Source organism: Kitasatospora sp. NPDC004669, from assembly GCF_040609455.1.
Lineage (GTDB): Bacteria > Actinomycetota > Actinomycetes > Streptomycetales > Streptomycetaceae > Kitasatospora.
Window position 1 is genome coordinate 157,104 of the sequence record NZ_JBEXKB010000010.1, and the last position, 26,525, is coordinate 183,628.

Sequence of the window (26,525 nt, forward strand, 5' to 3'; positions counted from 1 at the left end):
ACCGGTCGTGGCGGCGCGGCCGGCGCCGCCCGAGCTCCCACGCCGACTACCGGGTGTCGGAGCGAAGTTGGCGGAATCGATTCCGCCCGCGGCACGGCAGGCGCTGGTCGTCACCGGTGACGGTCCCGACTCCTCCACCGGTCACGCCGTCCTCTACCGCAACGACGGTGACGGCTGGCTCGCCGGGCCCACCTGGCCGACCCGCAACGCCTTGCGCGGCTGGACCACCGACCACCACGCGAACGACCTGCGTAGCCCCGTCGGGGTGTTCACCCTCAGCGACGCGGGCGGCAGCCGGCCCGACCCGGGCAGCCGGCTGCCGTACAGCCGCTCCGGCGCCTTCTCGATCTCCGGCACCGGGTTCGAGGACGAGCCGCTCGCCGGGTCCTTCGACTACGTCGTCGCCGTCGACTACAACCGCGTCCCCGGGTCCTCCCCACTCGACCCGCGCCGCCCGCGCGGTGGCGCGTACGGCGGCGGCATCTGGCTGCACGTCGACCACGGCGGGCCGACCCACGGCTGCGTGAGCATGAGCGAGGACCTCATGCGCGAACTGCTGCTGGCGCTGGATCCGGCGCTGCACCCGGTGGTGGTGATGGGGGACGGCGAAGCGCTGGCGCGCTGAGGGGGCCTGCGCCGTGCGAGTCGGGTGAACCGGTGGATCCGGAACCACCCGTAACCCTTGTGGCGCAGTGTCGTTGGACCGGCCATGAAGAAGCGCAGCATGCTCGCCGTCGCCTCGCTCGCCGTGGGTGTCGTGGCCTCCCTCACCGCGCCGAGTGCGCACGCCAGTGCCATCGGCGGTCAGGAGGGCCTGCCTGCTCCGCTGACCAGCGCGCCGGACGCGCTGCCCGGGCAGGTCGGGGACGCGGGCGGCGTGGTCGGTCACCCCACCGGGTTCGTGACCGGGTCGGCGGACGGGCTCGTCCCGGTCACGCCCGCGTAGTAGTCGGGGCCGGTCAGGCAAGAGGTGGGTCAGGACAGCGGGGCGCCGAGGTCCTGGGTCCACAGGGTACCGGCGGGACTAATGGCCACGCCGACACCGACGTCCTTGAAGCCGCAGTCGAGCATGTTGGACTGGTGGATGCCGCCGTCCATCCAGCGGGAGAAGACGCTCGCCGGGGCGGTCGGGCCCCGGTCGAGGTTCTCGCCCCACTGGGACCAGCGGTAGCCGGCGGCGGTGATCCGGGCGTCCGCGTGGACACCGTCGGGGTTGACGTGGTCGAAGAAGTTGCGGGCGGCCATGTCGTCGGCGTGCTTCTGGGCCGCGCTGTGCAGCCGGGGGTCGATCCGCAGCGGGGCGCAACCCGCCTTGGCGCGTTCGGCGTTCACCAGGTCCACCAGCTGCCGCTCCGGGTTGGGTGACGGCGCGGCAGTGGTCGGCCGGGTCGCGGTCGGCGTGGGCGTGGGCGTGGGCGTCGGGGTCTCCGTGGGTGTCGGGGTCTCGGTGGGCGTCGGCGTGGGCGTCGGGCTGACCGTCGGCGTCGCGACCAGGGCAGGCAGGGCCGCCAGGGCGGCGGCCGGGGTGCTGGGTTCGGGTGCGGCGATGCTCGGCGGGTCGCTGTGGTTCGGCCAGACCAGGGCAAGAGTGGTGACGGCCACCGCGGCGGCCGCGCCGCTCGCCAGGACGGCCTTGCGGGCGGCGGTGCCGGCCCAACCGCCGTGCGTGCCGGAGCCGCCGGCCGTACCGCCGCCCGCTCCCGTGCCCCCACCGGCTCCCGCACTGCCCGCCCCCGCACCGCCGCTTCCGGCGGCGGCCGAGTGTGCGGCGGTCGTCGCGACGGTGGCCGCCGTGTGCTGGAAGTGCAGCAGGACGGGCGAGTCCAGCGGGATCGGGACCAGGACGAGACCGGCCAGCAGCCCCTCCGCGGGGAAGAGGTCGCGACCGAGGCCGTCACAGGAGGCGCAGCTGCGGATGTGCCGGGCTATGCGCTTGCGCCAGACCGAGTTCGGGGTGCCGTCGAACCCGATGGTGGTCTCGGCGAGTCCCGGGCAGCGCGGGTAGGCGCTGAGGGCGCGGACCACCATCCGGCCGACTTCGAGCTGCTTCTTCATCCGCTGGACGCGGACGGCGGTGTGCTGCGCGGGCAGGTCGAGCGCCTCGGCGAGCTCGGCGCGGGTGAGTTCGCCGCCGGCCTCCAGCCACCACAGGGAGAGCAGCTCGCGGTCGTCCGGGTCCAGCCAGCGGGTGGCCTCGGCCACCTCGCGGCGTTGGCCGGAGAGGCCGAGGCGCAGGATGGTCAGATCGGTGAAGTCGGCCCTGGGGTCCGGGACTTCCCAGGTCTCGTCCAGGCCGCCGACGGTGGGCTGTTGCTGCCCGGCGGCATGGCGGCGGCGCACCTGGTTCATGGTGATCGCGACCAGCCAGGACCGGAAGGACTCCGGGTCGCGGAGCCCGTCCAGACCGTCGAGGGCGCGGATCATCGTCTCCTGGGCCACGTCGTCCACATCGGCGTGGCCGCCGAGGGCACGACCGGCCACGTTGTAGACGAGCGGCAGCCAGGCGGCGACCAGCGCCTCCTGGGCTTGCCGGTCGCCTGCCTGCGCCGCGAGTACCAGGGTCGTCCCGGCCCTGTTCTGCACATCAGCGTTCATGGTCCGCACTCCGTCTTGCCGTGTTGTCCGTCCGCCGCTGCCTCCTCGGAGACCCGTGGGGAGTGATCAGATAACAACAATGTGCGCGGAATCGGAAAATCGGCCCGGTCGGGGGTCGGCGCCGGAGCCTCCCCCGGTGGCGGTGCCGGGGCCGTCGTGGGGGCCGTCGCCGGGGGCGATCAGGCCGGGGCGGCGAACACCTGGGTCCACCACGGGCCACCGGAACCGGTCCGCACACCCACCCCGAGCTGCTTGAACGCGCAGTTCAGGATGTTGGCGCGGTGGCCGGGGCTGTTCATCCAGGCGTCCATCACGGCCGCCGGGTCCTTCTGGCCGCGGGCTATGTTCTCGCCCCAGGTGCTCCAGCGGTAGCCGGTGGCCTCGATCCGGTGGTCGGCGTGGTAGCCCTCGGGGCTGGCGTGGTCGAAGTAGTTACGGTCGGCCATGTCGTCGCTGTGCGACTGGGCCGCGCTGGCCAGCCGCGGCTCGGCGGTGACCGGGTCGCAGCCGGCCTTGGCCCGCTCGGCGTTGACCAGGTCCACGACCTGCTGGGCGTAGGAGGAGGACGGGCCGCCGCCGACCGCGGTGGGCGCCGAACTGGCGAGGGCCCGCTGGGCGGTGGCCGCGGCGGCGGTCCCGGCGGTGCTCGCCGCGGTGCGGGTCGCGGTCGGGCCGGCCTTGGCGGTGCTGGTGGGCTGGGCGGTCGCGGTCGGCGTCGCGGTGGGCTGGGCGGTCGGGGAGGCCGTGGCGGTGGCCGTCGGGCTGGCCGTCGCGCTCGGGACGGCCGAAGCGTCGGTGGCCGACGGGCTGCCCGGCACGCCGCCCCCGGGCGCGGGGACCGCGCCCCCGGCGCCCGGCACCTGGATGCCCTCGTGCGTACCGAGCTCGGCCGCGATCAGCGAGTCGGCGGCGACCGCCTGCCCGGCGAGGTCCCGGTCGCTCTGCTTGCCGCCGTACGCCGCGTACCCCGCTCCGGCCAGCGCGGCGAGCAGCCCCGTCCCGGCCACGGCGGCGACGACCGTGGTGAGCGGCACCAACCCGCCGCGCCTTCGTGTCCGACGGCCGCGACCATGGTGTCGCTTGGCGGCCCGCCGAGCGGCGGCCCGACCGCTCGGGCGGCCCTCGGCGCCGCCGGTCGCCGGGATGATCGTCGTCCTGTCGTCGCTGTTCACGCGGCCACTGCTTTCTGTCCGGGTCGGCGGGGTCGGGTGCCGACACCTGGGAGACCTCCCGGCGGAGGGCCGATAACAGAAAGTCCGAACGAATGTCCGTCAACCCGGCCCCGGACTCAGCGGGCCGTGGTCTCCGGGGCCATGTCGTAGGTGACGAACATGGTCCGGACGGCGACCTGGTCGTACTTGCCGCGTGCCCGGTGGTTGTCGTCGGCGGTGATCCAGCGCACGGTGTTCCAGCCGCGCTCGGCGGCGATCTCCCGCAGCCGGGCCAGCAGCAGGTCCACCGCGCCGCCGCCGCGCACCCCGGGGGCGACGAACAGGTCGTCCAGAAACCCGCCGACCGCGCCGTGCAGCGGCCTGGAGAAGGGCCGGAAGTGCGCGAGCCCGACCGGCGTCCCGTCCGTGTCCCGGACCAGCAGGCCCTCCAACTCGCGCGCCGGGTCGGTCAACCAGGACCACACCAGCTCGGCCTTCTCCTCCGGCATCGGCACCCGGTAGAACTCACAGTAGCCACGGAAGAGTTCGCGCCAGGCCGGATAGTCGCCGGCCTCCGGCACGCCGACGGTCCAACGGTGCACGGCGGTGGTGTTCAACTCGGTCTCCCTCGATCGGGTGGGCTGAGGAGCCCCAGCATGACGCCCCGTCGGACCGGCGCCGATCACCACGGCGGCCAGCACCGGGGGGCCCGTACGCCACTCCGGCGGCTTCCCCACGGCCGGACCGGGCTGCCACGGACGAGTGACGTGCCTTCCCCGGTCCGCGCGCATCGCCTACGGTGGGTCACCCCGAGGGCGACGACCGGAGATTCACCGTGGCGGACGAGCCGACGACGCAGTACCGCAGCTACGCATGGGAGGACGGGGAGGGCGGCCGCTACGTGGTGCTCTACCCGGGCACCGAGGAAGCCGACGAGGAGCGCAAGGCCCGGTTCCGCGCGATGGGCGCCCGGGAGGCGGAACTCCTCCGGGCCGAGGAGGAGGCGGAAGCGGAGCGGGGGACCGGGAGGCCCGCCCTGCGGCTGGTGCGCGACGAGGACTTCTGACGGGGGACCTCGCCCTTCAGCTGGCGATGTTCGTCCAACGCCCCTGAAGACAGGCCCGGTTCAGCACCGGGCCGACGACCCGACACCCCGACCGGGCGCCGGTGCGCGACATCCTCGACTGGATCGCCGACCACCCCGACGCCGACCTCGGCGACCCCGCTCTCGCCTCCCGCGCCGCCATGAGTACCGCAGGCACTTCTTTGCGCACACCCCCTGAAAGGCACGCCCGTGCGTATCGTCATCCCGCTCTTCGACGGGTTCACCGCACTCGACGTCGTCGGGCCCTACGAGGTCCTCCGGATGCTGCCCCACGCCGACGTCGTCTTCGCCGCCGCCGCCCCGGGCGCGCGTGCCGATGGCGAGCGGCGGCTCCGCCTCCTCGCGACGGCTCCCTTCCAGGACGTCGGGGAGGCCGACATCCTGGTGGTGCCGGGCGGTCCGGGGACCCGCCGCCTCCTTGCCGAGGAGCCGCTGCTCGACTGGATCCGTCGCATCCACGCCACCACGCGGTGGACCACATCGGTCTGCACCGGCTCGCTGCTGCTGGCCGCGGCCGGCCTCCTCGACGGCCTGGAAGCCACCACCCACTGGGGAGCCGTCGATCTCCTGGAGTCGTTCGGCGCGAGGTACACGGCACGGCGCGTCGTGGAGCAGCCCGGCGGCATCATCACCGCCGCCGGCGTGTCGTCGGGCATCGACATGGCCCTTCGCCTGGCCGAACTCGTCGAGGGAAGGGTCGCCGCCGAGGCCTTCCAGCTCGCCATCGAGTACGACCCCCAGCCGCCCTTCGACTCCGGCTCGTACGGGAAGGCGCCCCAGGAGGCGAAGGACTACCTGGCGGCCCGACGGGACGCGTCAGCGTCGGATCCGGGATCCGCACGGTGATGCCGGGTGTGGGCAGCGGGCGGGTGAGCCGGGCCCGGGCGAGTGGGTGATGCCCGGCAAGACGTACAAGGGTCTGACCGACGAGACGCTCGCCTGGCAGACGGGCGAGCTGTTGGCCCGGGAGACTGAGCGGGACGACCGGGCGGTGCGGGTCCGTCCGGAACCGGTCGTCGGGATCGCCTTCGACGGTCTCCAGCACAACCCCCGCCACCCTGCCGGTCCGGCGCTGCGGTTCGCCCGAGTGGTGCGCCACCGGCCGGACGAGCGCGCCGCCGAGGCCGACACCGTGGCCACCGTCCGAGGACTCGCCGCCGCCGAGGGGCTGTGACGAACGCCGTTTGGCGGAGTAACGTCAATTTCAAACCTGCCGCGCGGCAAGGAAGCCGGGACGGGGGCGAATCGGCCATTCCCGGCGATCCGACCACCGCACCCTCCGTGGAGGGAGTAGCGGCGGTTAGGTTGGCAATGACAACGAGAGGCGGCCGCCGGGCAGCCGGCGGCGCACTGGCGAGAGGTGCCCGACCATGCAGGTGAGCGTCGACCGGAGCCGCTGCTGCAGCTCCGGGATGTGCGTCATGAACGTCCCCGAGGTCTTCGACCAGGACGACGGGGACAGTCTGGTGAGACTCCGTCAGGCCGACATCCGGCCCGACCAGTTCGCCGACGTCAGACTGGCCGCCGAGCTCTGTCCGGGCGGTGCGATCACCGTCACCGAGGGCGAGCCCGCCGACGACTGACAATTCCCTTATCGATACGTCGACTTGACGACACGTCACCACACCCCCACCCGAGGACACCGCGACGCAAGGAGACCCCGCCTTGACCAGCACGCCCACCACCCGGGCCGTCCCCATCCCGGCCCCGCACTCCAGCGGCTGCCCGTTCGGCCCGCCGCCCGCGTACACCGACGCCGCCGCCACCGCCCCGCTCACCCGCGCCCACCTGCCCGGCGGCGAGTCCTGCTGGCTGGCCACCGGCTACGCCGAGGTCCGCACCATCCTGTCCGACCGCCGGTTCAGCTCGGACGTGCGCCACCCGACCTTCCCGCTGCTGGTCCCCGGCCGCCGGGAGTTGATCGCCGCCAACCCGAGCTTCCTGCGGCTCGACGACCCGGAACACGCCCGGCTGCGCCGGATGGTCACCGGGGACTTCCTGGTCAAGCGGGTGGCGGCGCTGCGCCCGGGTATCCAGCGGATCGTGGACGAGGCGCTGGACGCGATGACCGCGGGCCGGACCGAGGCCGACCTGGTCGCCGAGTTCGCGCTGCCGGTGCCCTCGCTGGTGATCTGCCTGCTGCTCGGTGTGCCGTACGACGACCGCGACCGCTTCCAGGCGCTGAGCCGGACACTGCTGAACAACAAGAGCACCCTGGAGCAGCTCACCGCGGCCCAGGACGAGATCCTGGACTACCTGCGCGATCTGGCGGCCCGCAAACGGGCGCGGCCGGAGGACGACATCCTCAGCCGGCTCGTCGTCCGGGACGACCTGACCCTGGACGACGTCGCCAGCACGGGGGTCCTGCTGCTGGTCGCCGGGCACGAGACGACCGCGAACATGATCTCGCTCTCCACCGCCCTGCTGCTGGAGCAGCCCGAGCAGATCGCCAGGCTGGCCGACCCGGCCGCGCTGCCCGGCGCGGTGGAGGAGCTGCTGCGCCTGCTGACCATCGTGCACACCGGGCTGCCCCGGGTGGCGCTGGAGGACGTGGAGCTGGGCGGCGAGACGATCAGGGCCGGAGAGGGCGTGATCGCGATGCTCTCCACCGCCAATCGGGACGCGGAGGTGTTCGGCGGCGTCGACCGGCGGCCGACGGACGAACTGGACCTGGATCGGGACGCCCGGCGGCACATGGCCTTCGGCTTCGGCGTACACCAGTGCCTGGGCCAGCCGCTGGCCCGCGCCGAGCTCCAGATCGCCCTGGAGAGCCTGTTCCGCCGACTGCCCGGTCTGCGACTGGCGGTCACCGAAGGCGAGCGGGAGTTTCGCACCGACTCGTTCATCTACGGGATGCGGTCGCTGCCCGTGACCTGGTGAGCCCGTGCCGTCGAGGTGCGAGCGGCCCGGCAGGTCACTCGGCTGGCCCCAGCGCCGGGGCGGGGGCAGGCTGGAAGGGCGAGGACAGACCCGGCCCTGTCGCGCTTCCGGTTTGGCGCGTCGGGCCGGCTGAGGAGACGGAGCCCGCGATGACCGACATGAGCGAACGCTCCGAAGTGAGCAGCGACCGCGAGGAGGACGTCCGCGCCGCCGACCCCGAGGAGGGCATCACCTCGATGCAGAACCTGCACGCGCAGGACACCTCCCAGGCGGAGGGCGACCCCATGCTGGACGAACCCGGCTCCACCGGCTGACCGTCCGCCACACCGAATCGACCGCCCGGCGGAACCGGGCGGTCTCTGCGACCGCAGGTGTCGCTGCCCGGGCGGCGGTTCACCGGCGGGGGAGGATAAGCGCATGACCGAACACGATCGAACCGGTCGACAGGCCCGGCCTGGCGTGGATCCGCGCACCCCATGGGCGACCTGGACCACCCAGTCGATCATCAGCGGCCCCGGCGGGGTCTCCACCACCGAGGTCGGCCCGATCTCCGGCGACCTCACCGTGCACACCACGTGGGTGGACGGCGAGGCGCGGCTGACCGTCCAGTACACCGGCGCGCTGGACTGGTACACGGTCTCCGGCAGCCCGGTGCCCGCGGCGGACGAGACCACCGCGCGGGCGATCCACCAGGCGATGGTGAACGGCGTCAAGGCGGGGCGCGGAGCGATGGCCCCGCCGTCACCCACCGGCTAGCACGTCCACCAGGGGCCCGCTAGCGGATGACCTCGCCCTCGACCGCCGGCCCGGCCGCGGCCCAGTAGCCGCGGTCGGCCGGCGGGCGTGTGCGCAGGTCCGCGCGGACCTGGTTGGCCAGCCGCCCGGTGTCGCGCCGGTTGACGGTCGCTCCGATGCCCACGCCGAACAGCAGCGGGACCACCGACGGCAGTCGGCGCAGCCAACTGCGGGTGAGCCGGCGGCGCACCCGCTGGCGCACCTCGGCGCCGAGCGCGAGCGCCGCGAAGCCGGCGGGCCGGACCAACAGCGTCGCGTCGATCCCCCGGCGGCTGGCCCAGGCGCCCAGATAGGCCCCGGCCCGCTGGGCGGTGCCGCCCGGCGCCGGGACGCCGTAGACCTCGTGCAGCTCGGCGATCAGTTTGACCTCCACGGCCGCCACGGCCAACGTCTCGGCCGCGATCTCCACCGGCAGCGCGGGCGGCACCGGCAGCATCGCCGCCGCGCCGACGCCCGCGCCGAGCGCGCCAGAAGCGCGGGTGGCGCCGGCGACCAGCAGGTCGGCCAGTTGCTCCGGGTCGGCCGCGCCCGGGTGCTGGGCCCGCAGAGCGGCGAGGTCACGGACCGGGATCCTGGGGGCGATCCGCATCAACTGCTCGGTGAGGGCCTTGCCGCCGAGCACCGCTCCCCTGGCGGCGACCAGGCCGCCCTTGGCGAGCCGCCGCGCCACCTTCGCCACCAGGGCCCGGCCCCGGCCGCGCCCGGCGCGGTACTCGGCGACCTGCCGGTCCCCGAGGGGCCCCTCGGCTTGCTCGACCAGCACTGCGAGCTCCTCGGCCAGGCCGGCCCCGGGGGCCGCCGGGCCGGCGGAGCGAGCGGTGCCGGCGGCGGTGACGGTCTCCGGGGCGGGCTTCGAACGGCCCGGCCGCTTCGAACGGCCCGGCTGCTTCGAACGGCCCGGCTGCTTCGAACGGCCCGGCTTGCGGAAGACTGCCATGCAGTTCCGGTACCCCCTCCGCCCAGCCGGTACGCGCTACTCGGTGATCTCCACCCCGCGCCAGAACGCCACCCGGCCGCGCACGTGCTCGGCCTCGGGCTTCGGGTCGGCGTAGAACCAAGCGGCGTCCGGGTTGGTCCGCCCGGCCACCTCCAAGGTGTGGTAGCCGGCGGTGCCCTTCCACCCGCACACCGTGGTGGTCCCGGAGGGCCGGAGGAACTCGGCCCGGACCGACTCGGCCGGAAAGTAGTGGTTGCCCTCGACGACGATGGTGTCCTCGCTCTCGGCGACGACGACTCCCTGCCAACTCGCTGTGGTCATACCGCGATTGTGCCCCACGGCCGATCACGCACCGGGAGGTTCGGGGAAACCCGGACACCCCCTACGGCAACGGCTCGGCGTGGACCGGCTGGTGATGGCTCTGGTGGCCGCCGCTGGCGAGCATCCGGACCTCGCTCGCGTCGCTGATCTCGGCCCGGATGATCCCGCTGGCGTCCTCGTACACGGGATGACCACCCGGGCCCCTCGCGTCGGTGCGGGTGACCTCGACCACGTCCTGCGGGGCGTGGGTGCCCGGGGTACCGGGGAAGGTGAGGGCGTAACGGTCGACGGGCTTCATCACCGGCTCCTGCTCCCTGTCGGCCCCCCGTGGACTGCTAGGCGGTGGCCTCGACGGTCCGGGCGTGCGAGCCGCGGACCTCCAGCTCGGCGAGCAGCCGGGCGGTGGCCTCGACCACCGCCTCCACGGCCCGGTCGAAGGCCTCGCGGTTGTGCGCCGCCGGGGCGCGGAACCCGGACACCTTGCGGACGTACTGCAGCGCGGCGGCGCGGAAGTCGTCCTCGTCGGCGTCGGGCGTCACGGGCGGTCGCAGTGTCTTGATGTTGCGGCACATGCCCCCAGTCTCGCGCGCGGGCGCCGCGTCGGCGACCCCCTTTCGTCACATCCGCCTCACAGGGGCGTCATCCGGCCGGATTAGGATGCCGGACGAACGAATCGCCCCGCCGCGCGCCCGTACCCGGCGCGGGCATCACCCCGGAGTCGCTCCCTTGCCTCTCGCGCTGTTCGCGCTGGCCGTCACCGCGTTCGCCATCGGCACCACCGAGTTCGCCGCCATGGGGCTGCTCCCCCAGGTCGCCGACAGCCTCCACGTCTCCGTCCCGCAGGCCGGCTGGCTGATCTCTGCCTACGCGCTGGGGGTCGTGGTCGGCGCGCCGCTGCTCACCGCACTGGCCGCCGGAAAGCCGCGCAAGGCGGTGCTGGTGGCGCTGGCCGCGCTGTTCGCGACCGGCAACCTGCTGTGCGCGGTGGCGCCGGACTTCTGGACGCTGGCCGCCGCCCGGCTGATCACCGGGCTGCCGCACGGCGCCTTCTTCGGGGCCGGGGCGGTGGCTGCCGCCGAGCTGGTGGCGCCGGACCGCCGGGCCCGGGCGGTGGCGGTGATGTTCTCCGGGCTGACCGTCGCCAACATCGTCGGCGTCCCGGCCGCCACCCTGCTCGGCCAGCACCTGGGCTGGCGGGCGACCATGCTGGTGGTGGTGCTGATCGCCGCCGCCGGGACGCTCGCCATCGCCCGGCTGGTGCCGGCCCTCCCCTCCCCCGGCCAGGTCGGGCTCCGGCACGAGCTGCGGGCCTTCCGCAGCGGGCAGCTCTGGCTGGCGCTGGCCACCGTGGTCTTCGGCTGCGGCGGCATGTTCGCCTGCTACACCTATATCGCGCCGCTGCTCACGGAGGTCTCCGGGTACGCGGCCGGCTCGGTGACCCTGGTGCTGGCGCTGTTCGGGGCGGGCATGACGATCGGCAACGTGCTCGGCGGGTTCGCCGCCGACCGGGCGCTGCGCCCGACGGTCTGCGCGGCCTTCGTGTTGCTCTCGGCGACGCTCGCGCTGTTCGCGGTGACCGCGCACGCCCGCTGGTCGGCCGCGGTCACGGTGGTGCTGATCGGGCTGTTCGGCTTCGCGATCGTCCCGGCGGTGCAGACCCTGGTGCTGCAGAAGGCGCGCAGCGCGCCCACGCTGGCCTCGGCGACGGTGCAGGGCGCCTTCAACCTGGCCAACGCCCAGGGTGCCTACTTCGGCGGGCTGGCTCTGGACGCCGGGTTCGGCTGGACCTCGCCGACCCTGGTGGGCGCGGGCCTGGCCGCCTCCGGCGCGGCGATCGCGGTCCTCGCCTGGGCGGCCGACCCGCGCCGGCCGGTGCCCCCGGTTCCCGAGCCGGCCGCCGCCGCGATGGCGACCGTCTAGATCTCCTTGTGGGCGTCGGCCAGCAGCAGGTAGCCCTCGCCGTTGAGCTTGATGCCCGCCCGCTCCTCCTCGGTAAGCTCCCGCCGCACCTTGGCCGGGACGCCGGCGACCAGCGAGCCGGGCGGGACGGTCATGCCCTGCGGCACCACCGCGCCCGCGGCGACCAGCGAACCGGCGCCGATCCGGGCACCGTTGAGCACCGTGGCGTTCATCCCGACCAGGGACTCGTCCTCGACCGTGCAGCCGTGCAGCACCGCGTTGTGGCCGACCGAGATCCGCTCGCCGACCACCAGCGGGAAGCCGGGGTCGGCGTGCAGGGTGCAGTTGTCCTGGATGTTGCTGCCCGCGCCGACGGTGATCGACTCGGCGTCGCCGCGCAGCACCGCCCCGTACCAGATGCTCGCGCCGGGGCCCACCGTCACGTCCCCGACCACGACGGCATTGGGCGCGAGGAAGGCGCTCGGATCGACGGCGGGCACCTTGCCCCCGACTGCGGCGATCATCGGCTCTGCCATGTCTCGTCCTCCTGTTGACGCTCGGCCGTTGTCGCGGTCAGCGTAGGGGGTCGGTCACGGAGCCGGCCGCGCGAGGTCGGGTACGGCCTCGGGGGCCATCGCCGGGGCCTGGGCGCCGCACAGGGCGGTGACGGTCAGCCGGTTCCAGGCGGCGTTGGCGGCGTTCACGTCCGCGACGTCGTAGACCGTGATGTCGGAGGCGAACTGACGCTTGCCGTCGGCCGAGCCGAGCATCAGGGTGTTGTAGCCGGGGATGCCGCCGGCGTGGCCCCAGAAGGTGCCGCACGGGGTGTCCAGGCGCTGGAGGCCGAGGCCGTAGGACTGCCCCCCGCCGAAGGTGCTGGTCTGCTGCATCGCGGCGAGTTCGGTCGGGCGGAGCAGTCGGCCGTCGAGCAGGGCGCCGATGAAGGTGGTCAGGTCGGCGGTGGTGGAGACGGCCCCGCCGGCTGGGCCGGCCATCGAGGGGTCGAGCAGGGTGACGTCCACCGGGCCGGTGTCCGTCTTGAGGTAGCCGTGGGCGTGCGGGCCCGGGACGAAGGGCGAGTTGCCGGGCATCGAGGTGCCGGTGAGGTGGAGCGGGCGAATGATCCGGCGGGTGACCTCCTCCTGCCAGCTGCGGCCGGTGAGCTTCTCGATGATCATCCCGATCAGGACGTAGTCGGTGTTGGAGTAGCGCCGGTCCCGGCCCGGCGGGAAGGCGGGCGGGTACTTGTTGGCGATGTCCACCAGGCCCTGGAGGGAGTACGGCTTGAAGCGGCGGGCGGTCAGCCAGTCCTGCTCATTGGACTCGAGGGCCGGGTCCTTGCTGTAGTCGGCGACGCCGCTGGTGTGGTCGAGCAGTTGCCGGACGGTGATCGCGGTGCTGTTCGGGACGATGCCGGGCAGCAGGCACTCCAGCCGGTCGTCGAGGTCCAGCCGTCGTTCGCCGACCAGTTGGAGCAGGGTGGTGGCGACGAAGGTCTTGGTGGTGCTACCGATCCGGAAGCGGCCCTCGGGGTCGGCGGGCAGGGCGATGGCGAGGTCGGCGACGCCGGTGGCGTTGCGCCAGACCAGCCGGCCGTTCTCGCGGACGGCGGCGAGGGCGGAGGTGCCGTAGCGGGGGCCGGTGAGGCCGGCCAGGGCGGCATCGGCCGCGGCCCAATCGGCCCGGCCCTCGGCGGAGTTCGTCCGGTCGGTGTGGTCCGCAGGGGTGAGATGGACGGCGCCGTGGCAGCCGGAGGCCAGCGAACGCTCGGTGGGCTGGGCGACGGCGGCCGGGGCGAGTGCGGCGAGCAGGCCCGCGCCCGCGGCGGTCACGACGGCGGCGCGCAGGACCGGTCCGCGGTGCCGGACGGTGCGGTCGGTGGCGGCCATGCCGTCCTCCCGGGTGAGGGCCGTCCGGTGCGAGGATTCCGGCCGTTGTCAAGGTTTCTGACACCTTGGCAGACCGGCGGGCGGGCCGTCCTCAGCCTGGCGGAGGACACGACCCCGACCGACCCCGGGGCCGGACCCCGAGAGGTCTCGGGGTCCGGCCGGGTCGGCACAGGTCAGGCGACCGGGGCCTTGTCGCGCAGGATCTCGATGAAGGCCCGCAGCCACGCCGGGTGGTCGGGCCAGGCGCGGGCCGAGACGACCACGCCGTCCACCACGGCCTCGCCGTCGACGAACTCGGCGCCGGCCGCCTTGATGTCGGGGGCCAGCGCCGGGTAGGCGGAGGTGCGGCGGCCGTCGAGCACCCCGGCGGCCGAGGTGATCAGCGGGCCGTGGCAGATCTGGGCGACCGGCTTGTCGGCGGCGAAGAAGTGCTGGACGATCCGCTGCAGGTCCGGGTTGTTGCGCAGGTACTCGGGTGCGCGGCCGCCGGGGATGACCAGGGCGACGTAGTCGGCCGGGTCGACGTCGGCGAGGGCGAGGTCGGCGGGCCAGGTGTAGCCGGGCTTCTCGGTGTAGGTGTCGTAGCCCTCGACGAAGTCGTGCACCACGAACTGCAGGCGCTTCCTGGTCGGGGCCGCGATGTCGACCTGGTAGCCCTCCTCGCGCAGCCGCTGGTAGGGGTAGAACACCTCCAGCGACTCGGCGGCGTCCCCGGTGACCAGCAGGATCTTCGATGTCATCGCCGACATCCCTCCACATGATCGAGCGTCAGACCTGGTACGGGCCCGACGCGGTGGCCGCCGCGCCGGGCCCGGTCCAACCTCCCGTACCGGCCGTGCCGTTGGCAACAGGGCGCACCGGGCGCAACGCGGCGCACAGGGGGGACCGCGCGCTGGTCGCGAGCCGTGCGCGCCGGGCCCGTGAAGGATGCGACGCCCAACTGCGGCGCCGGGCCGTCCGGGTCCTAGACTCCTGCTGCCCGTTACCGACCGCCTCCCGGAGGAACCCATGCCGGACCGCACCACGTACCTCGTTCTGCCCGGCTACCAGAACTCGGGTCCCGAGCACTGGCAGACCCGCTGGGAGGCCGCCGGGCCGGAGGCCTTCCGCCGGGTCGAGCAGGCGGACTGGGATCGCCCGGAGCGGACGGACTGGGTGGCCCGGGTGGACGCGGCGGTGGCCGCGGCCGCCGCCGAGGGGCCGGTGGTGCTGGTCGCGCACAGCCTGGGCTGCGTCACGGCGGCCCGCTGGGTGGCCGAGGCCTCCGCCGAGCGGACCGCCGCCGTCCGGGGCGCGCTGCTGGTCGCCCCGGCCGACATCGACACCGCCGAAATACCGGAGCTGGTCGGCTTCCGCCCGGTGGCGCTGGAGCCGTTCCCGTTCCCGACCGTGGTGGTCTCCTCCACCGACGACCCCTGGGTGAGCCCCGAGCGGGCCCGGGAGTTCGCCCGGGCCTGGGGCGCCCGGTGCGTCGAGTCGGGCGCGCACGGGCACCTCAATTCGGACTCCGGGCTGGGCGACTGGCCGGAGGGCCGCAAACTTCTCGCGGAGCTGTGACCACATGACCGGGGGGACGATGAACGAGCGCTTGAACAACCGGACGCCGCGGGCCAGGCGCGCCCTGGCCCGGCTGCTGGCGGCCTGCGGGGTGGCGGCCGTCCTGCTGTACACCGAGGGGCAGTGGGAGAGCCGCTCGGGCGGGCGGATGCTGGTCGCCGACCTGCTCAACCAACCCGAGCTGCTGCTCGGCGCGGCGCTGGCCGCGCTGATCGCGGCCGCCTGGCTCGGCGACCGCCGCACCGCCGTGCGAACGGCCACCCGGGCGGTCACGGTGACCGCCGGGGTGGTGTTCGTGCTCGGGGTGCTGGCCGCGCACAAGGTGTCGGCGGCCGAGACCCGCAGCCGGGAGGACGCCCCGGCCGGTGCCAAGCGGGCCCTGGTGGTGGTGCACCGCTCGTACGACTCCGGGGAGCAGGCCGGCGATCACTGGCAGGTGCTGCTGGAGAACGGGGAGGGCTGGTCGGCCCGGCGCTGGCTGCTCGCGGACGTCGGCGGCAGCCCGGACGAAGCGCGGCTGGTGGAGGCGAGCTGGACCGGACGGGCGCAGGTCACCGTGGTGACCGACTCCTACCGACGGGTGTTCAACCTCGACCAGGACAGCGGCGAGCCGGTCGAGGCGCGCTGACCTCCGGCAAAGCCGCGGCCCCGCCTGAGTACGGGTACTCAGGCGGGGCCGTCGGCTCACCGGTGGCTCACTGGTCCTCGGGGTCCGGCGGGGTGGTCGGGGCGGAGCGCCCGGTCGGGTTGCCGCCCGACGGGTTGTTGGCACGCGGCCGGCCGGCCGGCGTGCCGGTCGAACCCGGGTTGGGGGTGCCGGTGCAGGTGACCGAGCTCGGCGTGCCGCCGGAGGTGCTGCAGCCGGGGTCGCGCTTGATCGGGTCCGGGATGTAGACGGTGGTGAACTCCTGCTCCGGCATGGACCGGACGGCGTCACTCATGGCCTTCTGCCAGATCGGCCCCGGGCCCGTCGCGCCGAACACCTCCGCCTGGTACTGGCCGCCGATCCGGATGTTGCGCATCGGCACCTTGGTGCCCGGGCTGCCCAGCCAGACCGAGGCGGCCAGGTTGCCGGTGTAGCCGGTGAACCACGCCGACTTCTTCTCGTCGGTGGTGCCGGTCTTACCCGCGATCTGGCGGTCGTCGTCCAGCCGGAGGTCGCGCGCGGTGCCGCCCTTCTCGGTCACCCCGAGCAGCACGGTGTTGATAACGTCGGCGGTGTCCGGGGACATCACCTGGTCGCAGTGGACCGGGTTCACCGGGACGTCCTTGCCGTCCACCGTGGTGATCCGGTTGATCGCCAGCGGCGCGCAGTAGTTGCCCCGGGCGGCGAAGGTCGCGTACACGTTGGCCATGGTCAGCGGGCTGACCTCCTGGGTGCCGAGGCCCAGGGCCGGCACCTCCTGCAGCGGATCGCCGCTCGCCTTCGCGGTCACGCCCAGCCTGTTGGCCATCTGCTTGACGGCGCAGAGGCCGATCTCCTGCTCCATCTGCACGAAGTAGGTGTTGACCGAGAGGGCCATCGCCTCCTTGAGCTCGTACGGGCCGACCTCGCGCGTGCTCTCGTTGGGGATGGTGCCGTCCTTCTTGCCCTTGCTCAGGTTCTTCCAGGTGCCGTCGCAGGTCTTCATCGTCGGCCAGTCCATCCGGTTCGGCGAGTCGTACCGCTGGGTGGGCGGCAGACCGGCCTCCAGGGCGGCGGCGGCCACGATCGGCTTGAAGTTGGAGCCGGGCTGGAAGCCGATGCCGCCGCCCATCCCCGAGTCCACGTTGAGGTTGACGACGGTCTGGTTCTTCTCCTTCTCCAGACCGTACGGGCGGGTCTGGGCCATCGCCAGGATCTTGCCGGTGCCGGGCTCGACCATGGTCATCGCCGCCGAGACCGGGTCGGTGACGTACACCTTGGTGGAGACCGCGCTCTGCGCGGCGGCCTGCTTGTCCGGGTCCAGCGTGGTGTAGATGTTCAGACCGCCGGTGTCCCAGAGCTTCTTGCGCTCGGCGGCGCTCTTGCCGAACACCGGGTCCTGCTTGACCACGTGGCGGACGTAGTCGCAGAAGAAGCCCGTGCCGGCCTGGGCGGTGATGCAACCGTTCTGCGGGTCCTTGTAGTTGAGGCCGAGCGGCGCCGCCTTGGCCTCCTTCGCCTGGTCGGCGGTGATGTGCTTGTTCTCCACCATCTTGTCGATGACGGTGTCCCGGCGCTTCTGGGCGGCCATCGGGTGCAGCTTGGGGTCGTACTGGGACGGGTTCTGCACCAGCCCGGCGAGCATCGCCGCCTCGGGCAGGGTGAGGTCCTTGGCGGACTTGCTGAAGTAGCGCTGGGCGGCGGCCTCGATGCCGTACGCCTGGTGGCCGTAGAAGGTGATGTTCAGGTAGTTGGTGAGGATCTGTTCCTTGGTCAGGTCCTCCTCCAGCTTGATGGCGTACCGGAGTTCCTGGATCTTGCGGCCGAGGGTCTTGCGCTGGGCCTCGCGCACCGCGACCGGATCGTCTCCGGCCATCTCGACGTTGACGTTCTTCACGTACTGCTGGGTCAGGGTGGAGGCGCCCTGGACGGCGGCGCCGCTCTCGGCGTTCTTGGTGACCGCCCGCAGGATGCCCTTGAGGTCCACCGCACCGTGCTCGTAGAAGCGGGCGTCCTCGATGTCCACCTGGGCCCGGCGGATCAGCGGGGACATCTGCTCGGCCGTCAGCACGGTGCGGTCGCGCTCGTAGACCTTGGCGATCAGGCCGCCCTTGGCGTCGAAGATCTGGGTCGCCTGGGTCAGCGGCGGGGTCTTGAAGTCGTCGGGGATGCTCTCGAAACTCTCCGCGCCGCTCTTCGCGCCCAACCCGACCGCGCCGGCCGCCGGGAGGATCAGGCCCGCCAGCAGCACACCGCCGAGCACGCTGGAACCGAGGAAGGTGGCCGCATGGCGCAGGATTCCGAGCGGGGTCTCACGACGCCTCGGGCGGGGCACCCAGGTGTCGCCCGGGTCCGGGGCAGGTATGCGGCTCTTCGGTGACATAGTTCGAACATTAAGGCCGCGAAACCCCCGTGTGGGCAGGGTGTTGGCGAAGTATTGTCACAAAATCGCGACAGCTTCGACTCATTTGCGAGGGTCGTACGGGGGGTCACGCGGGGGCAAGGGCTGTTCGTCCACGGCCGGTTGCCCCCGCGCACGAGGTCGCCGGACTCAACTCGCCGGGCAGAACACGTCCTCGGCCGGACGACGGCCGGTCACCAGGAAGTCCGTCACCGCCGCGTCGCCGCAGGCGTTTCCGTTCGCCAGGTAGACGTCATGGCCGCCGGAGTCCACGGTGACCATCCGGGCGCGGTCGCCGAAGGCCCCGCGCAGCTTGAGCGCGCCGCGGTAGGGGGTGGCGGGGTCGCGCAGGTTCTGGGCCAGCAGGACGTTCGCCGGGCCGCGGCCGGTCACCCGAACCGGCGGCTCGGCCGGGGCGAACGGCCAGAACGCACAGGGCATCACGTTCACCGGCATGCCCGCGGTGAGCGGACGGGCGGCGCGGTCGGCGGCGACGTCCTTGGCGTAGGCGGCCGGATCGGTGGGCCAGTCGACGTCGTTGCACAGGGTGCCGGCCGAGGCCGCGATGTGGTTCTGCAGCACCTCGTCGGGCGCCATCACCGGGACGGGCAGCGGGCGGCGGCCCTGGGCGGCCAGCATCAGCCGGGCGAGGTCGGGGAACTTGGCGTCCGCGTACAGGCTCTCCAGCATGGTCTCGCGCAGCCCGTTGCCGTCCAGCTCGGCCGGGTTGGCGCCGGGCCAGGGCAGCGGCTCGCGGTCCAGGCGGGCGGCGAGGTCCAGGAAGAGCGGGCGGACCTGCTCGGGGGTGTCGGCGACCCGGTCCGGATTGCCGGGCGCCGAGGCCCACTCGGCGAAATCGGGGAAGCGGTCCTCGGCACCCTGGCCGAAGGCGGCGAGCCAGCCCCGGCCGACCCGCGACGGGTCCGGGTCGTCGTTGCTGTCCAGCACGATCCGGTCGGTGTGCTCGGCGAACATGGTGGCGTAGACGGCGCCCGCGTAGGTGCCGTACGAGGTGCCCCAGGCGGAGAGCCGGCGCTCCCCCAGGGCGCGCCGGATGCTGTCGATGTCGCGGGCCTCGTTGACGGTGGAGATGCTGCGCAGCACCGGGCCGCCGTTGCGGGCGCAGGCCTCGGCGAAACGGCGGCCGGTGGCGAGGTTCCCGTCGATCGAGCCGTCGGCGGCGGGCCAGGGGCGGAGTTTGACCATCGCCAGGTCGGAGTGGTCCAGGCCGCAGCTGACCGGGGTGGAGCGGCCCACGCCGCGCGGGTCGAAGCCGACCAGGTCGAAGCGGTCCAGCACGGACTGCGGCAGCCGTTTGACCACACTGCTCGGGCGGTCCAGGCCGTTGTCGCCGGGGCCGCCGGGGATGATCAGCAGCACGCCGTGACGCATGCCGGGCTTGGCGGTGGCGATCCGGGAGACGGCGACCGTGATCTGTTGGCCGTCCGGGTCGTTGTAGTCCAGAGGGACGGCGAGGTCGGCGCACTCCTGGCGGGAGTCGCTCTGGCCCAGGCAGGCGGACCAGTCGAGCCGGTCGCGGCCGGCGTGCTCCGGGTCGGCGGCGGCGGGAAGTGTGGTGAGCGCGGTGACGGCGATGGCGGCGGCAGCGGCGATGGCGGCGGCGGTGCGTCGGATGGGGTTCGTCATGGCCAAGAGTCTGCTGGGGCAGGGGACTTGGGCCCATGCGGGAAGCCGGTCGGTCGGAGGTGGGGTAATCCCCCGGCTCCGGCGGGGGCCTGCGCCCGCCCACGGCGCGCCCACGGTTCGCGCCCTGCGGGGCATCGGCCCGTCGGACCCCGATGATGCGGGGGTCGCGGCGGCTCCGGCGCGATGGCAGGAGAACCGAGGAGGCGTGAGGTGACGGCAGGAACGCTGGAGGACGAACACGCGGGCGGCGGCGGTGCGGCGGTGGGGCACTCACACGCCCACGGTCCGGCGGCGCCGGTCTCCGCGCGACTGCGCAAGGTGATCGCGGCCGTGCTGATCCCGTTCGCGGTGGCGGTGGCGGTCGGCCTGGTGGTGCTCTGGCCGAGCGGGGTCCCCGCCCACCCGCACACCGGGACCGGCTTCGACCAGCACCTGCGGTACTCCGCGGTGGACACGAAGCGCAGGCTGCCGATGGGCGTGCTGGCCGGCCTGTTCGCGGTGATCGTGGTGGTGGTCGGGCGCTGGCGCGGGGTGACCGCGCTGATCGCGCTGGTGATCAGCTTCGCGGTGCTGTCGCTGTTCATCCTGCCCGCCGTCCTGCGCGGTTCGGACCCGCTGCTGGTGGCGATCGTCGGCGCCGGCGCCATCATGCTGATCGCTCTCTACCTGTGCCACGGGCTGTCCGCCCGGACATCGGTGGCGGTGCTCGGAACCCTGGTGTCACTGGTGCTGATCGGGGTGCTGAGCCTGGTGTTCGCCTCCTGGGCGCACCTGACCGGAAACACCTCGGAGGAGACCGGGCTGGTCCACGGCCTCTACCCCGGGATCGAGATCCGCGGCCTGCTGCTCGCCGGGTACGTGATCGGCTCGCTGGGCGTGCTGTTCGACGTGACCGTCACCCAGACCTCGTCGATCTGGGAGCTGCACCAGGCCGACCCGACGATGGGCGCCGGCAAACTCTACCGGGCGGGCATGCGGATCGGGCGCGACCACATCGCCTCGACCGTCAACACCCTGGTGCTGGCCTACGCGGGCGCCGCGCTGCCGTTGCTGCTGCTGTTCTCGATCGCGCACCGGGACGTGGTGTCGGTGGCCACCAGCGAACTGGTGGCGGAGGAGGTCGCGCGCGCCCTGGTCGGCGGCATCGGGCTGGTCGCCTCGGTGCCGGTCACCACCGGACTGGCCGCCCTGATCGCCGCCGCCGACCATCCTCGGACGGCGGCGGGCTCCGGACTGCACCGGCACGGTTAGGGCGTGTCCAGCGGATCTCTGCCGGGTCCGACAAGATCCACAAGACGCGCCCCAGAAGGCTTCGACAGGCGGTCAGAGGCCGAGCAGGCCCGGGTCGGCGGCGAGGTCGCGCAGCGGCTCGCGCGGGTCTTTGACCAGCCGGCGCTCCGCCAGGTCGAGGATGCCGCCCACGCCGGTGATCTCCGCGGCGAGCACGCCGTCCTCGCGGATCAACCGCTGCACCACCTGGAAGGTCTTGCCGTCCCGCCACGCGAAGGCGCAGCTGATGTCCACCGAGTCGCCTGCGCGCAGCTCCCGCAGGTACTTGACCGTGGTCTCCAGGACGACCGGTCCCACGCCCTTGGCGAGCAGATCGGCCTGCCGGATCCCGGCGGCCTGGAGGTACTCCCAGCGCGCGTGCTCGGCGTACTGGAGGTAGACCGACTGGTTCAGGTGGCCCTGGGTGTCGGTCTCATAGCCGCGGACGGTGACCCGCGTGGCGAAGTCCTGGTCTGTCATGTCCCGCACGGTACTCCGGGTGGACGGATGACACCGCGTGTCGTCCGTCACCCCGGTGATCACCGTGCCCAGCCGGGCGTCCAGGTCCCGGCCCCGGAGCGACCGGCCGCTGGGGCGGCGAGGTGGGCACGGAGGGTGGCCAGCGCCGGGTGGGGGTTGTCGCGGTGCCAGAGGAGCGAGTGCGGGTAGACGGGCGTCGGGTCGGTCACCGGGATGCGGCGCAGGCCGTGGCCGGCGGGCCAGACGAGGCGGGTCTGCTCGCTCATGAAGGTGGCGAGGGCCGGGGTGTCGGCGATGGTGTCGAGCAGCGCGTCGGAGCCGAAGTTGGGGCCGGTCGCCTCGATGGTGAGGCCGAACTCGGCGACGAGGTCCTCGTAGAAGGCGGCCCACTCGCTGCCGGGGAGGATGCCGGGCATCCAGATCCGGTGGCCGACCAGCTCGGCGACGGTCACCGACTTGGCGCCGGCCAGCGCGTGGGCGGGGCCGGTGAGGAGCTGGAGCGGCTCGTCGAGCACCCGGACGGACTCGATGTCCTCGGGAAGGTGTCGGCCGGGCGCGGCGACGGCGCGGAAGGACGCGTCGATCGCACCGGATCGGATGGAGGTGACGGCCGTCTCGATGTCGAGCAGCATCAGCACGTCGAGGTCGATCTCGGGGTGCGCACTGTGGAAGGCGCGCATCAGGCCCGACGCCGCGCCGCGTGAGGCGATCACGTCGACGCGCAGGGGACGGCGGCCGGCGCGCACGGACGCGACCGCGCGCTCGGCGGCACGCAGCAGATCGCGCGCGTGGGGCAGGAACGCCTGCCCGTCGATGGTGAGCTCGGCGCCGCGCGGCGTGCGGGTGAACAGCCGCACGCCGATGTCGCGCTCCAGTGCGGCGATGCGTTTGGAGACGGCCTGCTGGGTGATCGACAGGTCGACGGCGGCCTTCTGGAACTGGCCCGCTTCCGCGACGGTGACGAAGGTGCGTACAGCTTCGAGATCCACGTCGACCCAGCGTAGTGAACAACGGATGGTTGTGCAGGGTCGGCAGGGCGGTTGTTTGACCTGCGGTTGTGCCGCTCGCTTAGCTCTCACCGGTCAACGTCGGTTTGTTCGGGTGAGACATCGAGGGGCGCGCTGAGCATGGTGAGCAGGAGGCCGTTGGGCCGGAGGTTCGGCTGGCTGTGGGCGGCGTACGCGGTGAGCGCGTACGGGTCCGGGTTGGGGTTCGGGGCATTACCACTGATCGCCGTGCTGGTGCTGCACGCCGGCTCCGCCGAGGTGTCCACGCTGTCCGCGGTGGGGCCCGCGATGGGCGCGCTGATCGCGGTGCCGCTCGCGCCGTGGGTGGAGTTCCGGCGCAAGCGCCCGGTCATGATCGTGATGGACCTGGCCAGGTTCGCGGCCATGGCGACGATCCCGGTCGCCTATGCCTTCGGCCGGCTCGGCTTCATCCAGCTGCTCGTGATCTCGGCCGTGGTCGCCGCGGCCAAGATCGCGTTCAACGCGGCCAGCGGCGCCTACCTCAAGGCCCTCGTCCGGCCGGACGACCTGCTCGTGGCCAACGCGCGGTTCGAGTCCACCAACTGGAGCTCCATCGCGGTCGGGCCACCGCTGGGCGGGGCGGCGATCGGCCTGTTCGGGCCGGTCACCACGGTGGTGGCCGACGCGTTCAGCTACCTGTTCTCCGCGCTGGGCATCACCGCGATCCGCGGCCGGGAGGAAGCGCCGCCACCGACCGGCAAGAGCCCGGTGCGGGCGGGCGCGGTGCTCGACGGCTGGCGGCACATCATGGGCGATCCCGGTCTGCGGGCGCTCTACCTCAACAACATGCTGGTCGCCGGCCTGATCATGGCCACCGAGCCGCTGCTGGCCGTGCTCCTCCTCCGCCAGCTCGAATTCCCGCCGTGGCAGTACGGCCTCGCCTTCGCCGCCCCCTGTCTCGGTGGACTCATCGGCTCCCGGTTGGCCCAGCGGGTCGTGGCTCGCTACGGCCGGCACCGGGTCTTCCGGGTGGTCGGCACCCTGCGCGCCGTCTGGCTGATCGGCCTGGTCTTCGTCCGTCCCGGCGTCGTCGGCCTCGCCACCGTGATGGCCGTCGAGCTGGCGATCATCATCAACATGAGCCTGTTCACCCCGGTGCTCGCCACCTACCGGCTCGAACGCACGCCCAAGCACCTCGTCGCCCGCACCCTCTCCGCCTGGTCGATCGGCCAGCAGGCGTCCATCGCCGTCTTCACCGCGCTCGGCGGGCTACTCGCCGCCGCCACCGGCCCGCGCGCCGCCCTCGCGGTCGCGGGACTGCTCATCCTGGCCACCCCGCTCCTGCTCCCCCGGCGTGACCAGACGTCGCAGCACGAGCCGGAACCGTCCCCCAGCCTCTCCTGACGCACCGCGACTCGCCGCCGAAGCACCAACGCCGCTGAAGCACCAAGGAGGAACCCCGCGTGAGCACCGCCCCCGCACTCGACCCCGCGCACACCGCTCTTCTCGTCGTGGACTACCAGCCCGCGATCCTGGCCGTCCTGCCCGAAGGCGGGGGCCGCGAGGCCCTGCTCGGCCGTGTGGAAGGGGCCATCGCCGACGTTCGCGCGAAGGGCGGCACCATCGCGTACGTACGCGTCGGCTTCACCGAGGCCGACTGGGACGCGATCCCGGCCGGCAACAAGTCCTTCGCCCCGCTGGCCCGACACCGGGTGATGCACCACGAGGACCCTGCCGCTGCCATCCACGAACGCCTGGCTCCCCAGGACGGCGACATCGTCGTGCGCAAGACCCGTCACGGCGGCCTGTCCACCACCGACCTCGACCGGCGGCTGCGCGAGCGCGGTATCACCACTCTGGTCGTCTCCGGCGTCACCACCAGCGGCGCCGTCCTGTCCACGGTCGTCGACGCGGCCGACCGTGACTACCGGCTCTACGTCCTGTCCGACGGCGTCGCCGACCCGGACACCGGAGTCCACGACGTCCTGCTCCAGCGCGTTCTCCCGGCACGGGCCCACATCGTCGACACCGTCGAGCTGCACGCCCTGCTCCGGGCTTCCTGACTCGAACCGCGCGCGGATCCCACGGCCGCCGCACCCAGCCGGTGCGGCGGCATCCGACCGGCCGGACACGCCCTACGGCAGGGTGAGGATGCGCGGGCCGTCCTCGGTGATGGCGACGGTGTGCTCGATGTGGGCGGCGCGGCTGCCGTCGACGGTGCGCAGGGTCCAACCGTCCGGGTCGGTGTCGTAGTCGTCGCGGCCGCCCGCGGTGAGCATCGGCTCGATGGCCAGCACCAGGCCCGGGCGCAGCGGGTAACCCCGGCCCGGGCGGCCGTCGTTGGGCACGTGCGGGTCCTCGTGCATCCGGCGCCCGATGCCGTGCCCGCCGAAGCCCTCGGGTGTCCCGTACCTCCCGGCCCGGGCGACGGCGCCGACGGCGTGGGCGATGTCGCCGATCCGGTTGCCGACCACGGCGGCGGCGATCCCGGCCTCCAGGGCGCGCCGGGTGGCGGCGATCAGCTCGGCGTCCTCGGGACGGGCGGCGCCGACGGTGAAACTGACGGCGGCGTCGCCGCACCAGCCGTCCAGCACGGCGCCGCAGTCGATGCTCACCAGGTCGCCGTCGCGCAGCCGATAGCCGTCCGGGATGCCGTGCACGACGGCGTCGTTGACGGAGGCGCAGATGACGGCGGGGAAGGGGACGGGCGCGAAGGACGGCCGGTAGCCGAGGAACGGCGAACCGGCCCCGGCCTCGCGCAGCACGCCCCGCGCCACCTCGTCCAGTTCCAGCAGGCTGACGCCCACCGCCGCCTCCCGCTGCACGGCCGCCAGCGCGTCGGCGACCACCCGACCGGCTTCGCGCATCGCGGCGAGCGCGGCGTCCGACTTGAGTTCGACCATGGTGAATCACTCCCCTGGATCCAATTCTTATACCGGTATTTGTATCACGGCTGGAAGGGAGGTGAAGTCGCGTCAACCCCCGGACCCGGGAGGATGTCGGCAACTACTCGCCGTGACACGCCAGTTGACGGGCCAATGGGCCACGCACCCTCGCCTCGGTGGGCCGCAACGGCCGATAAGGCCTCTGGCCTGGGGAAATGCGCAGGCTAGCCGGGCTCATGATCCGCTAAGGTTCGGCGGCACCATCCGATGATCCGATCACGAGGAACCAACGTGACCACCCCGCCGCTCCCCGCCGTCGACGACACCCCGAAGCCGGCCGAGCCGCCCACCCCGGAGTCCGAGAACCACGGACTCCCCACCCCGCCCGGGCCCTCGCGGCTTCGCCGCCTCGGCAAGCGCGTGGGGGGCCCGCTCCTCCTGGTCGCGCTGATGGCCGGCGGCCTGATCGTCTCCGGCAACGCCAGCAAGTCGGAACCGGCCGCTTCGAAAGCCGGTGACTGCGTGCACGACATCGGTGACGGGAAGAAGCCGAAGATGGAGATCGTGGCCTGCACCAAGCCCAACGCGGACTACAAGGTCACCAAGGTCTCGCACGACGGCAGCGCCCAGCACGCGTGCGACTCGGAGCCGGAGGACGTCTTCGGCTCCTACAGCGAGGAGCGCAACACCACCGTCGTCATCCTCTGCCTGGCTCTGAACCCCGAGCGACCGGGAGGCCCGGCCCCCCTCCCCAGCTGGCCCGGCGAGCACTGATCCGCCCGCGGGGGCCTAGCACTTTCACAACAGGCCCTAGACTCGGCGCCATGGTGAGGACTCCGCTGACCCCGTGGGAGCGCGAGCGTGGGGAGCGCTTCGGTGCGCTGCTGCGTGAGGCGCGTGGCGAACGCAGCATGGTCGAGGTGGCGGCGGTGGCCGGTGTCTCGGCGGAGACGCTGCGGAAGATCGAGACGGGTCGGGCGCCGACGCCGTCCTTCTTCACCATCGCGGCGCTGGCCTTCGCGCTGGACCTCTCGCTGGATGAGCTCGCGGCCGCCTGCACGCTGCCCGAGGACGGCGAGGCGCTCTCCGCGTAGCGTGCTGTCCGCGTAGCGCGCTCTCCG

Annotated in this window: 31 protein-coding genes and 1 pseudogene; 17 read left to right on the top strand and 15 right to left on the bottom strand. The window is 73.1% G+C overall.

The window, feature by feature from the left end; all coding sequences use genetic code 11:
- Positions 1–67: 67 nt before the first annotated feature.
- Positions 68–625: a L,D-transpeptidase family protein gene (locus tag ABZW30_RS11405; RefSeq protein WP_355670834.1), complete on the top strand. Its 558-nt coding sequence runs from the start codon at positions 68–70 to the stop codon at positions 623–625.
- An 84-nt stretch (positions 626–709) separates the two neighbouring features.
- Positions 710–946, top strand: a complete 237-nt coding sequence (locus ABZW30_RS11410) for a hypothetical protein (RefSeq protein WP_355670835.1) — start codon at positions 710–712, stop codon at positions 944–946.
- A gap of 29 nt (positions 947–975) precedes the next feature.
- Here the strand turns inward: ABZW30_RS11410 and ABZW30_RS11415 are convergent, their stop codons facing one another.
- The 3 genes from ABZW30_RS11415 to ABZW30_RS11425 form a co-directional block, all read right to left on the bottom strand.
- Complete coding sequence (locus ABZW30_RS11415) at positions 976–2,595, bottom strand: sigma-70 family RNA polymerase sigma factor (protein WP_355670836.1); 1,620 nt, start codon at positions 2,593–2,595, stop codon at positions 976–978.
- Between the two features lie 179 nt (positions 2,596–2,774).
- Positions 2,775–3,767, bottom strand: coding sequence for a CAP domain-containing protein (locus tag ABZW30_RS11420; protein WP_355670837.1), 993 nt, complete (start codon positions 3,765–3,767; stop codon positions 2,775–2,777).
- Positions 3,768–3,883: 116 nt separating this feature from the next.
- A complete protein-coding gene (locus ABZW30_RS11425; protein WP_355670838.1) occupies positions 3,884–4,363 on the bottom strand; it encodes a GNAT family N-acetyltransferase in 480 nt (159 codons plus the stop codon).
- A gap of 218 nt (positions 4,364–4,581) precedes the next feature.
- Here ABZW30_RS11425 and ABZW30_RS11430 point away from each other — a divergent pair, with 218 nt between their 5' ends.
- The 7 genes and pseudogenes from ABZW30_RS11430 (at position 4,582) to ABZW30_RS11460 (ending at position 8,487) form a co-directional block, all read left to right on the top strand.
- Positions 4,582–4,812, top strand: a complete 231-nt coding sequence (locus ABZW30_RS11430) for a hypothetical protein (protein WP_355670839.1) — start codon at positions 4,582–4,584, stop codon at positions 4,810–4,812.
- A 228-nt stretch (positions 4,813–5,040) separates the two neighbouring features.
- Positions 5,041–5,697 (top strand): DJ-1/PfpI family protein, encoded by a 657-nt coding sequence (locus tag ABZW30_RS11435; protein WP_355670840.1) that lies wholly within the window; start codon positions 5,041–5,043, stop codon positions 5,695–5,697.
- 37 nt (positions 5,698–5,734) lie between these two features.
- Positions 5,735–6,025: pseudogene (locus ABZW30_RS11440) on the top strand (ATP-dependent DNA ligase); the annotation flags it as partial.
- Between the two features lie 196 nt (positions 6,026–6,221).
- The gene (locus ABZW30_RS11445) at positions 6,222–6,434 is read left to right on the top strand and encodes a ferredoxin (protein ID WP_355670841.1); all 213 of its coding nucleotides are present in this window, start codon (positions 6,222–6,224) and stop codon (positions 6,432–6,434) included.
- 82 nt (positions 6,435–6,516) lie between these two features.
- Positions 6,517–7,731 carry a cytochrome P450 gene (locus ABZW30_RS11450; RefSeq protein ID WP_355670842.1) on the top strand — a complete coding sequence of 405 codons (1,215 nt, stop codon included), beginning with the start codon at positions 6,517–6,519 and terminating at the stop codon, positions 7,729–7,731.
- A gap of 149 nt (positions 7,732–7,880) precedes the next feature.
- Positions 7,881–8,045, top strand: coding sequence for a hypothetical protein (locus tag ABZW30_RS11455; protein ID WP_355670843.1), 165 nt, complete (start codon positions 7,881–7,883; stop codon positions 8,043–8,045).
- A gap of 103 nt (positions 8,046–8,148) precedes the next feature.
- Positions 8,149–8,487, top strand: coding sequence for a hypothetical protein (locus ABZW30_RS11460; RefSeq protein WP_355670844.1), 339 nt, complete (start codon positions 8,149–8,151; stop codon positions 8,485–8,487).
- Positions 8,488–8,506: 19 nt separating this feature from the next.
- On the opposite strand, the gene ABZW30_RS11465 is transcribed toward ABZW30_RS11460, so the two are convergent.
- The 4 genes from ABZW30_RS11465 to ABZW30_RS11480 all read right to left on the bottom strand — a co-directional run bounded on the left by ABZW30_RS11465 (position 8,507) and on the right by ABZW30_RS11480 (position 10,356).
- A complete protein-coding gene (locus tag ABZW30_RS11465) occupies positions 8,507–9,463 on the bottom strand; it encodes a hypothetical protein (protein WP_355670845.1) in 957 nt (318 codons plus the stop codon).
- 36 nt (positions 9,464–9,499) lie between these two features.
- Positions 9,500–9,784 carry a DUF427 domain-containing protein gene (locus ABZW30_RS11470; RefSeq protein WP_355670846.1) on the bottom strand — a complete coding sequence of 95 codons (285 nt, stop codon included), beginning with the start codon at positions 9,782–9,784 and terminating at the stop codon, positions 9,500–9,502.
- A gap of 61 nt (positions 9,785–9,845) precedes the next feature.
- Positions 9,846–10,082 (bottom strand): DUF6296 family protein, encoded by a 237-nt coding sequence (locus tag ABZW30_RS11475; RefSeq protein ID WP_355670847.1) that lies wholly within the window; start codon positions 10,080–10,082, stop codon positions 9,846–9,848.
- A 37-nt stretch (positions 10,083–10,119) separates the two neighbouring features.
- Positions 10,120–10,356: a DUF2277 domain-containing protein gene (locus tag ABZW30_RS11480; RefSeq protein WP_355670848.1), complete on the bottom strand. Its 237-nt coding sequence runs from the start codon at positions 10,354–10,356 to the stop codon at positions 10,120–10,122.
- A gap of 154 nt (positions 10,357–10,510) precedes the next feature.
- Between ABZW30_RS11480 and ABZW30_RS11485 the strand changes: the two genes are divergently transcribed.
- Positions 10,511–11,704: an MFS transporter gene (locus ABZW30_RS11485; RefSeq protein WP_355670849.1), complete on the top strand. Its 1,194-nt coding sequence runs from the start codon at positions 10,511–10,513 to the stop codon at positions 11,702–11,704.
- Here the strand turns inward: ABZW30_RS11485 and ABZW30_RS11490 are convergent.
- The 3 genes from ABZW30_RS11490 to ABZW30_RS11500 form a co-directional block, all read right to left on the bottom strand.
- Positions 11,701–12,219 (bottom strand): gamma carbonic anhydrase family protein, encoded by a 519-nt coding sequence (locus tag ABZW30_RS11490; RefSeq protein WP_355670850.1) that lies wholly within the window; start codon positions 12,217–12,219, stop codon positions 11,701–11,703. The two genes, ABZW30_RS11485 and ABZW30_RS11490, sit on opposite strands and share 4 nt — an antisense overlap.
- A 54-nt stretch (positions 12,220–12,273) precedes the next feature.
- Positions 12,274–13,572: a serine hydrolase domain-containing protein gene (locus ABZW30_RS11495; protein WP_355670851.1), complete on the bottom strand. Its 1,299-nt coding sequence runs from the start codon at positions 13,570–13,572 to the stop codon at positions 12,274–12,276.
- Between the two features lie 173 nt (positions 13,573–13,745).
- On the bottom strand, positions 13,746–14,312 hold the full coding sequence (locus ABZW30_RS11500; protein WP_355670852.1) for a DJ-1/PfpI family protein: 567 nt from the start codon (positions 14,310–14,312) through the stop codon (positions 13,746–13,748).
- A 268-nt stretch (positions 14,313–14,580) separates the two neighbouring features.
- Between ABZW30_RS11500 and ABZW30_RS11505 the strand changes: the two genes are divergently transcribed.
- Positions 14,581–15,129 carry an alpha/beta hydrolase gene (locus tag ABZW30_RS11505; RefSeq protein ID WP_355670853.1) on the top strand — a complete coding sequence of 183 codons (549 nt, stop codon included), beginning with the start codon at positions 14,581–14,583 and terminating at the stop codon, positions 15,127–15,129.
- Between the two features lie 19 nt (positions 15,130–15,148).
- On the top strand, positions 15,149–15,757 hold the full coding sequence (locus ABZW30_RS11510) for a hypothetical protein (RefSeq protein ID WP_355670854.1): 609 nt from the start codon (positions 15,149–15,151) through the stop codon (positions 15,755–15,757).
- 67 nt (positions 15,758–15,824) lie between these two features.
- Here the strand turns inward: ABZW30_RS11510 and ABZW30_RS11515 are convergent, their stop codons facing one another.
- A complete protein-coding gene (locus ABZW30_RS11515) occupies positions 15,825–18,137 on the bottom strand; it encodes a transglycosylase domain-containing protein (protein ID WP_355670855.1) in 2,313 nt (770 codons plus the stop codon).
- A gap of 168 nt (positions 18,138–18,305) precedes the next feature.
- Positions 18,306–19,802, bottom strand: coding sequence for an alpha/beta hydrolase (locus ABZW30_RS11520; protein ID WP_355670856.1), 1,497 nt, complete (start codon positions 19,800–19,802; stop codon positions 18,306–18,308).
- A gap of 210 nt (positions 19,803–20,012) precedes the next feature.
- Between ABZW30_RS11520 and ABZW30_RS11525 the strand changes: the two genes are divergently transcribed.
- Positions 20,013–21,053, top strand: coding sequence for a YibE/F family protein (locus ABZW30_RS11525; RefSeq protein WP_355670857.1), 1,041 nt, complete (start codon positions 20,013–20,015; stop codon positions 21,051–21,053).
- A gap of 72 nt (positions 21,054–21,125) precedes the next feature.
- On the opposite strand, the gene ABZW30_RS11530 is transcribed toward ABZW30_RS11525, so the two are convergent.
- Both ABZW30_RS11530 and ABZW30_RS11535 read right to left on the bottom strand, forming a co-directional pair.
- Positions 21,126–21,551, bottom strand: a complete 426-nt coding sequence (locus ABZW30_RS11530) for an acyl-CoA thioesterase (protein ID WP_355670858.1) — start codon at positions 21,549–21,551, stop codon at positions 21,126–21,128.
- Positions 21,552–21,610: 59 nt separating this feature from the next.
- Positions 21,611–22,540, bottom strand: a complete 930-nt coding sequence (locus ABZW30_RS11535; RefSeq protein ID WP_355670859.1) for a LysR family transcriptional regulator — start codon at positions 22,538–22,540, stop codon at positions 21,611–21,613.
- A gap of 138 nt (positions 22,541–22,678) precedes the next feature.
- On the opposite strand from ABZW30_RS11535, the gene ABZW30_RS11540 reads away from it, so the two are divergent.
- Both ABZW30_RS11540 and ABZW30_RS11545 read left to right on the top strand, forming a co-directional pair.
- The gene (locus ABZW30_RS11540) at positions 22,679–23,923 is read left to right on the top strand and encodes an MFS transporter (RefSeq protein ID WP_355670860.1); all 1,245 of its coding nucleotides are present in this window, start codon (positions 22,679–22,681) and stop codon (positions 23,921–23,923) included.
- 59 nt (positions 23,924–23,982) lie between these two features.
- On the top strand, positions 23,983–24,582 hold the full coding sequence (locus tag ABZW30_RS11545) for a cysteine hydrolase (protein ID WP_355670861.1): 600 nt from the start codon (positions 23,983–23,985) through the stop codon (positions 24,580–24,582).
- A gap of 72 nt (positions 24,583–24,654) precedes the next feature.
- On the opposite strand, the gene map is transcribed toward ABZW30_RS11545, so the two are convergent.
- Positions 24,655–25,422, bottom strand: a complete 768-nt coding sequence (gene map, locus ABZW30_RS11550) for a type I methionyl aminopeptidase (RefSeq protein ID WP_355670862.1) — start codon at positions 25,420–25,422, stop codon at positions 24,655–24,657.
- A 273-nt stretch (positions 25,423–25,695) separates the two neighbouring features.
- Here map and ABZW30_RS11555 point away from each other — a divergent pair, with 273 nt between their 5' ends.
- Together ABZW30_RS11555 and ABZW30_RS11560 are read left to right on the top strand one after the other, a co-directional pair.
- Positions 25,696–26,178 carry a hypothetical protein gene (locus ABZW30_RS11555; protein WP_355670863.1) on the top strand — a complete coding sequence of 161 codons (483 nt, stop codon included), beginning with the start codon at positions 25,696–25,698 and terminating at the stop codon, positions 26,176–26,178.
- A 50-nt stretch (positions 26,179–26,228) separates the two neighbouring features.
- Positions 26,229–26,498 (top strand): helix-turn-helix transcriptional regulator, encoded by a 270-nt coding sequence (locus ABZW30_RS11560; RefSeq protein WP_355670864.1) that lies wholly within the window; start codon positions 26,229–26,231, stop codon positions 26,496–26,498.
- The last annotated feature ends 27 nt before the right edge of the window (positions 26,499–26,525 follow it).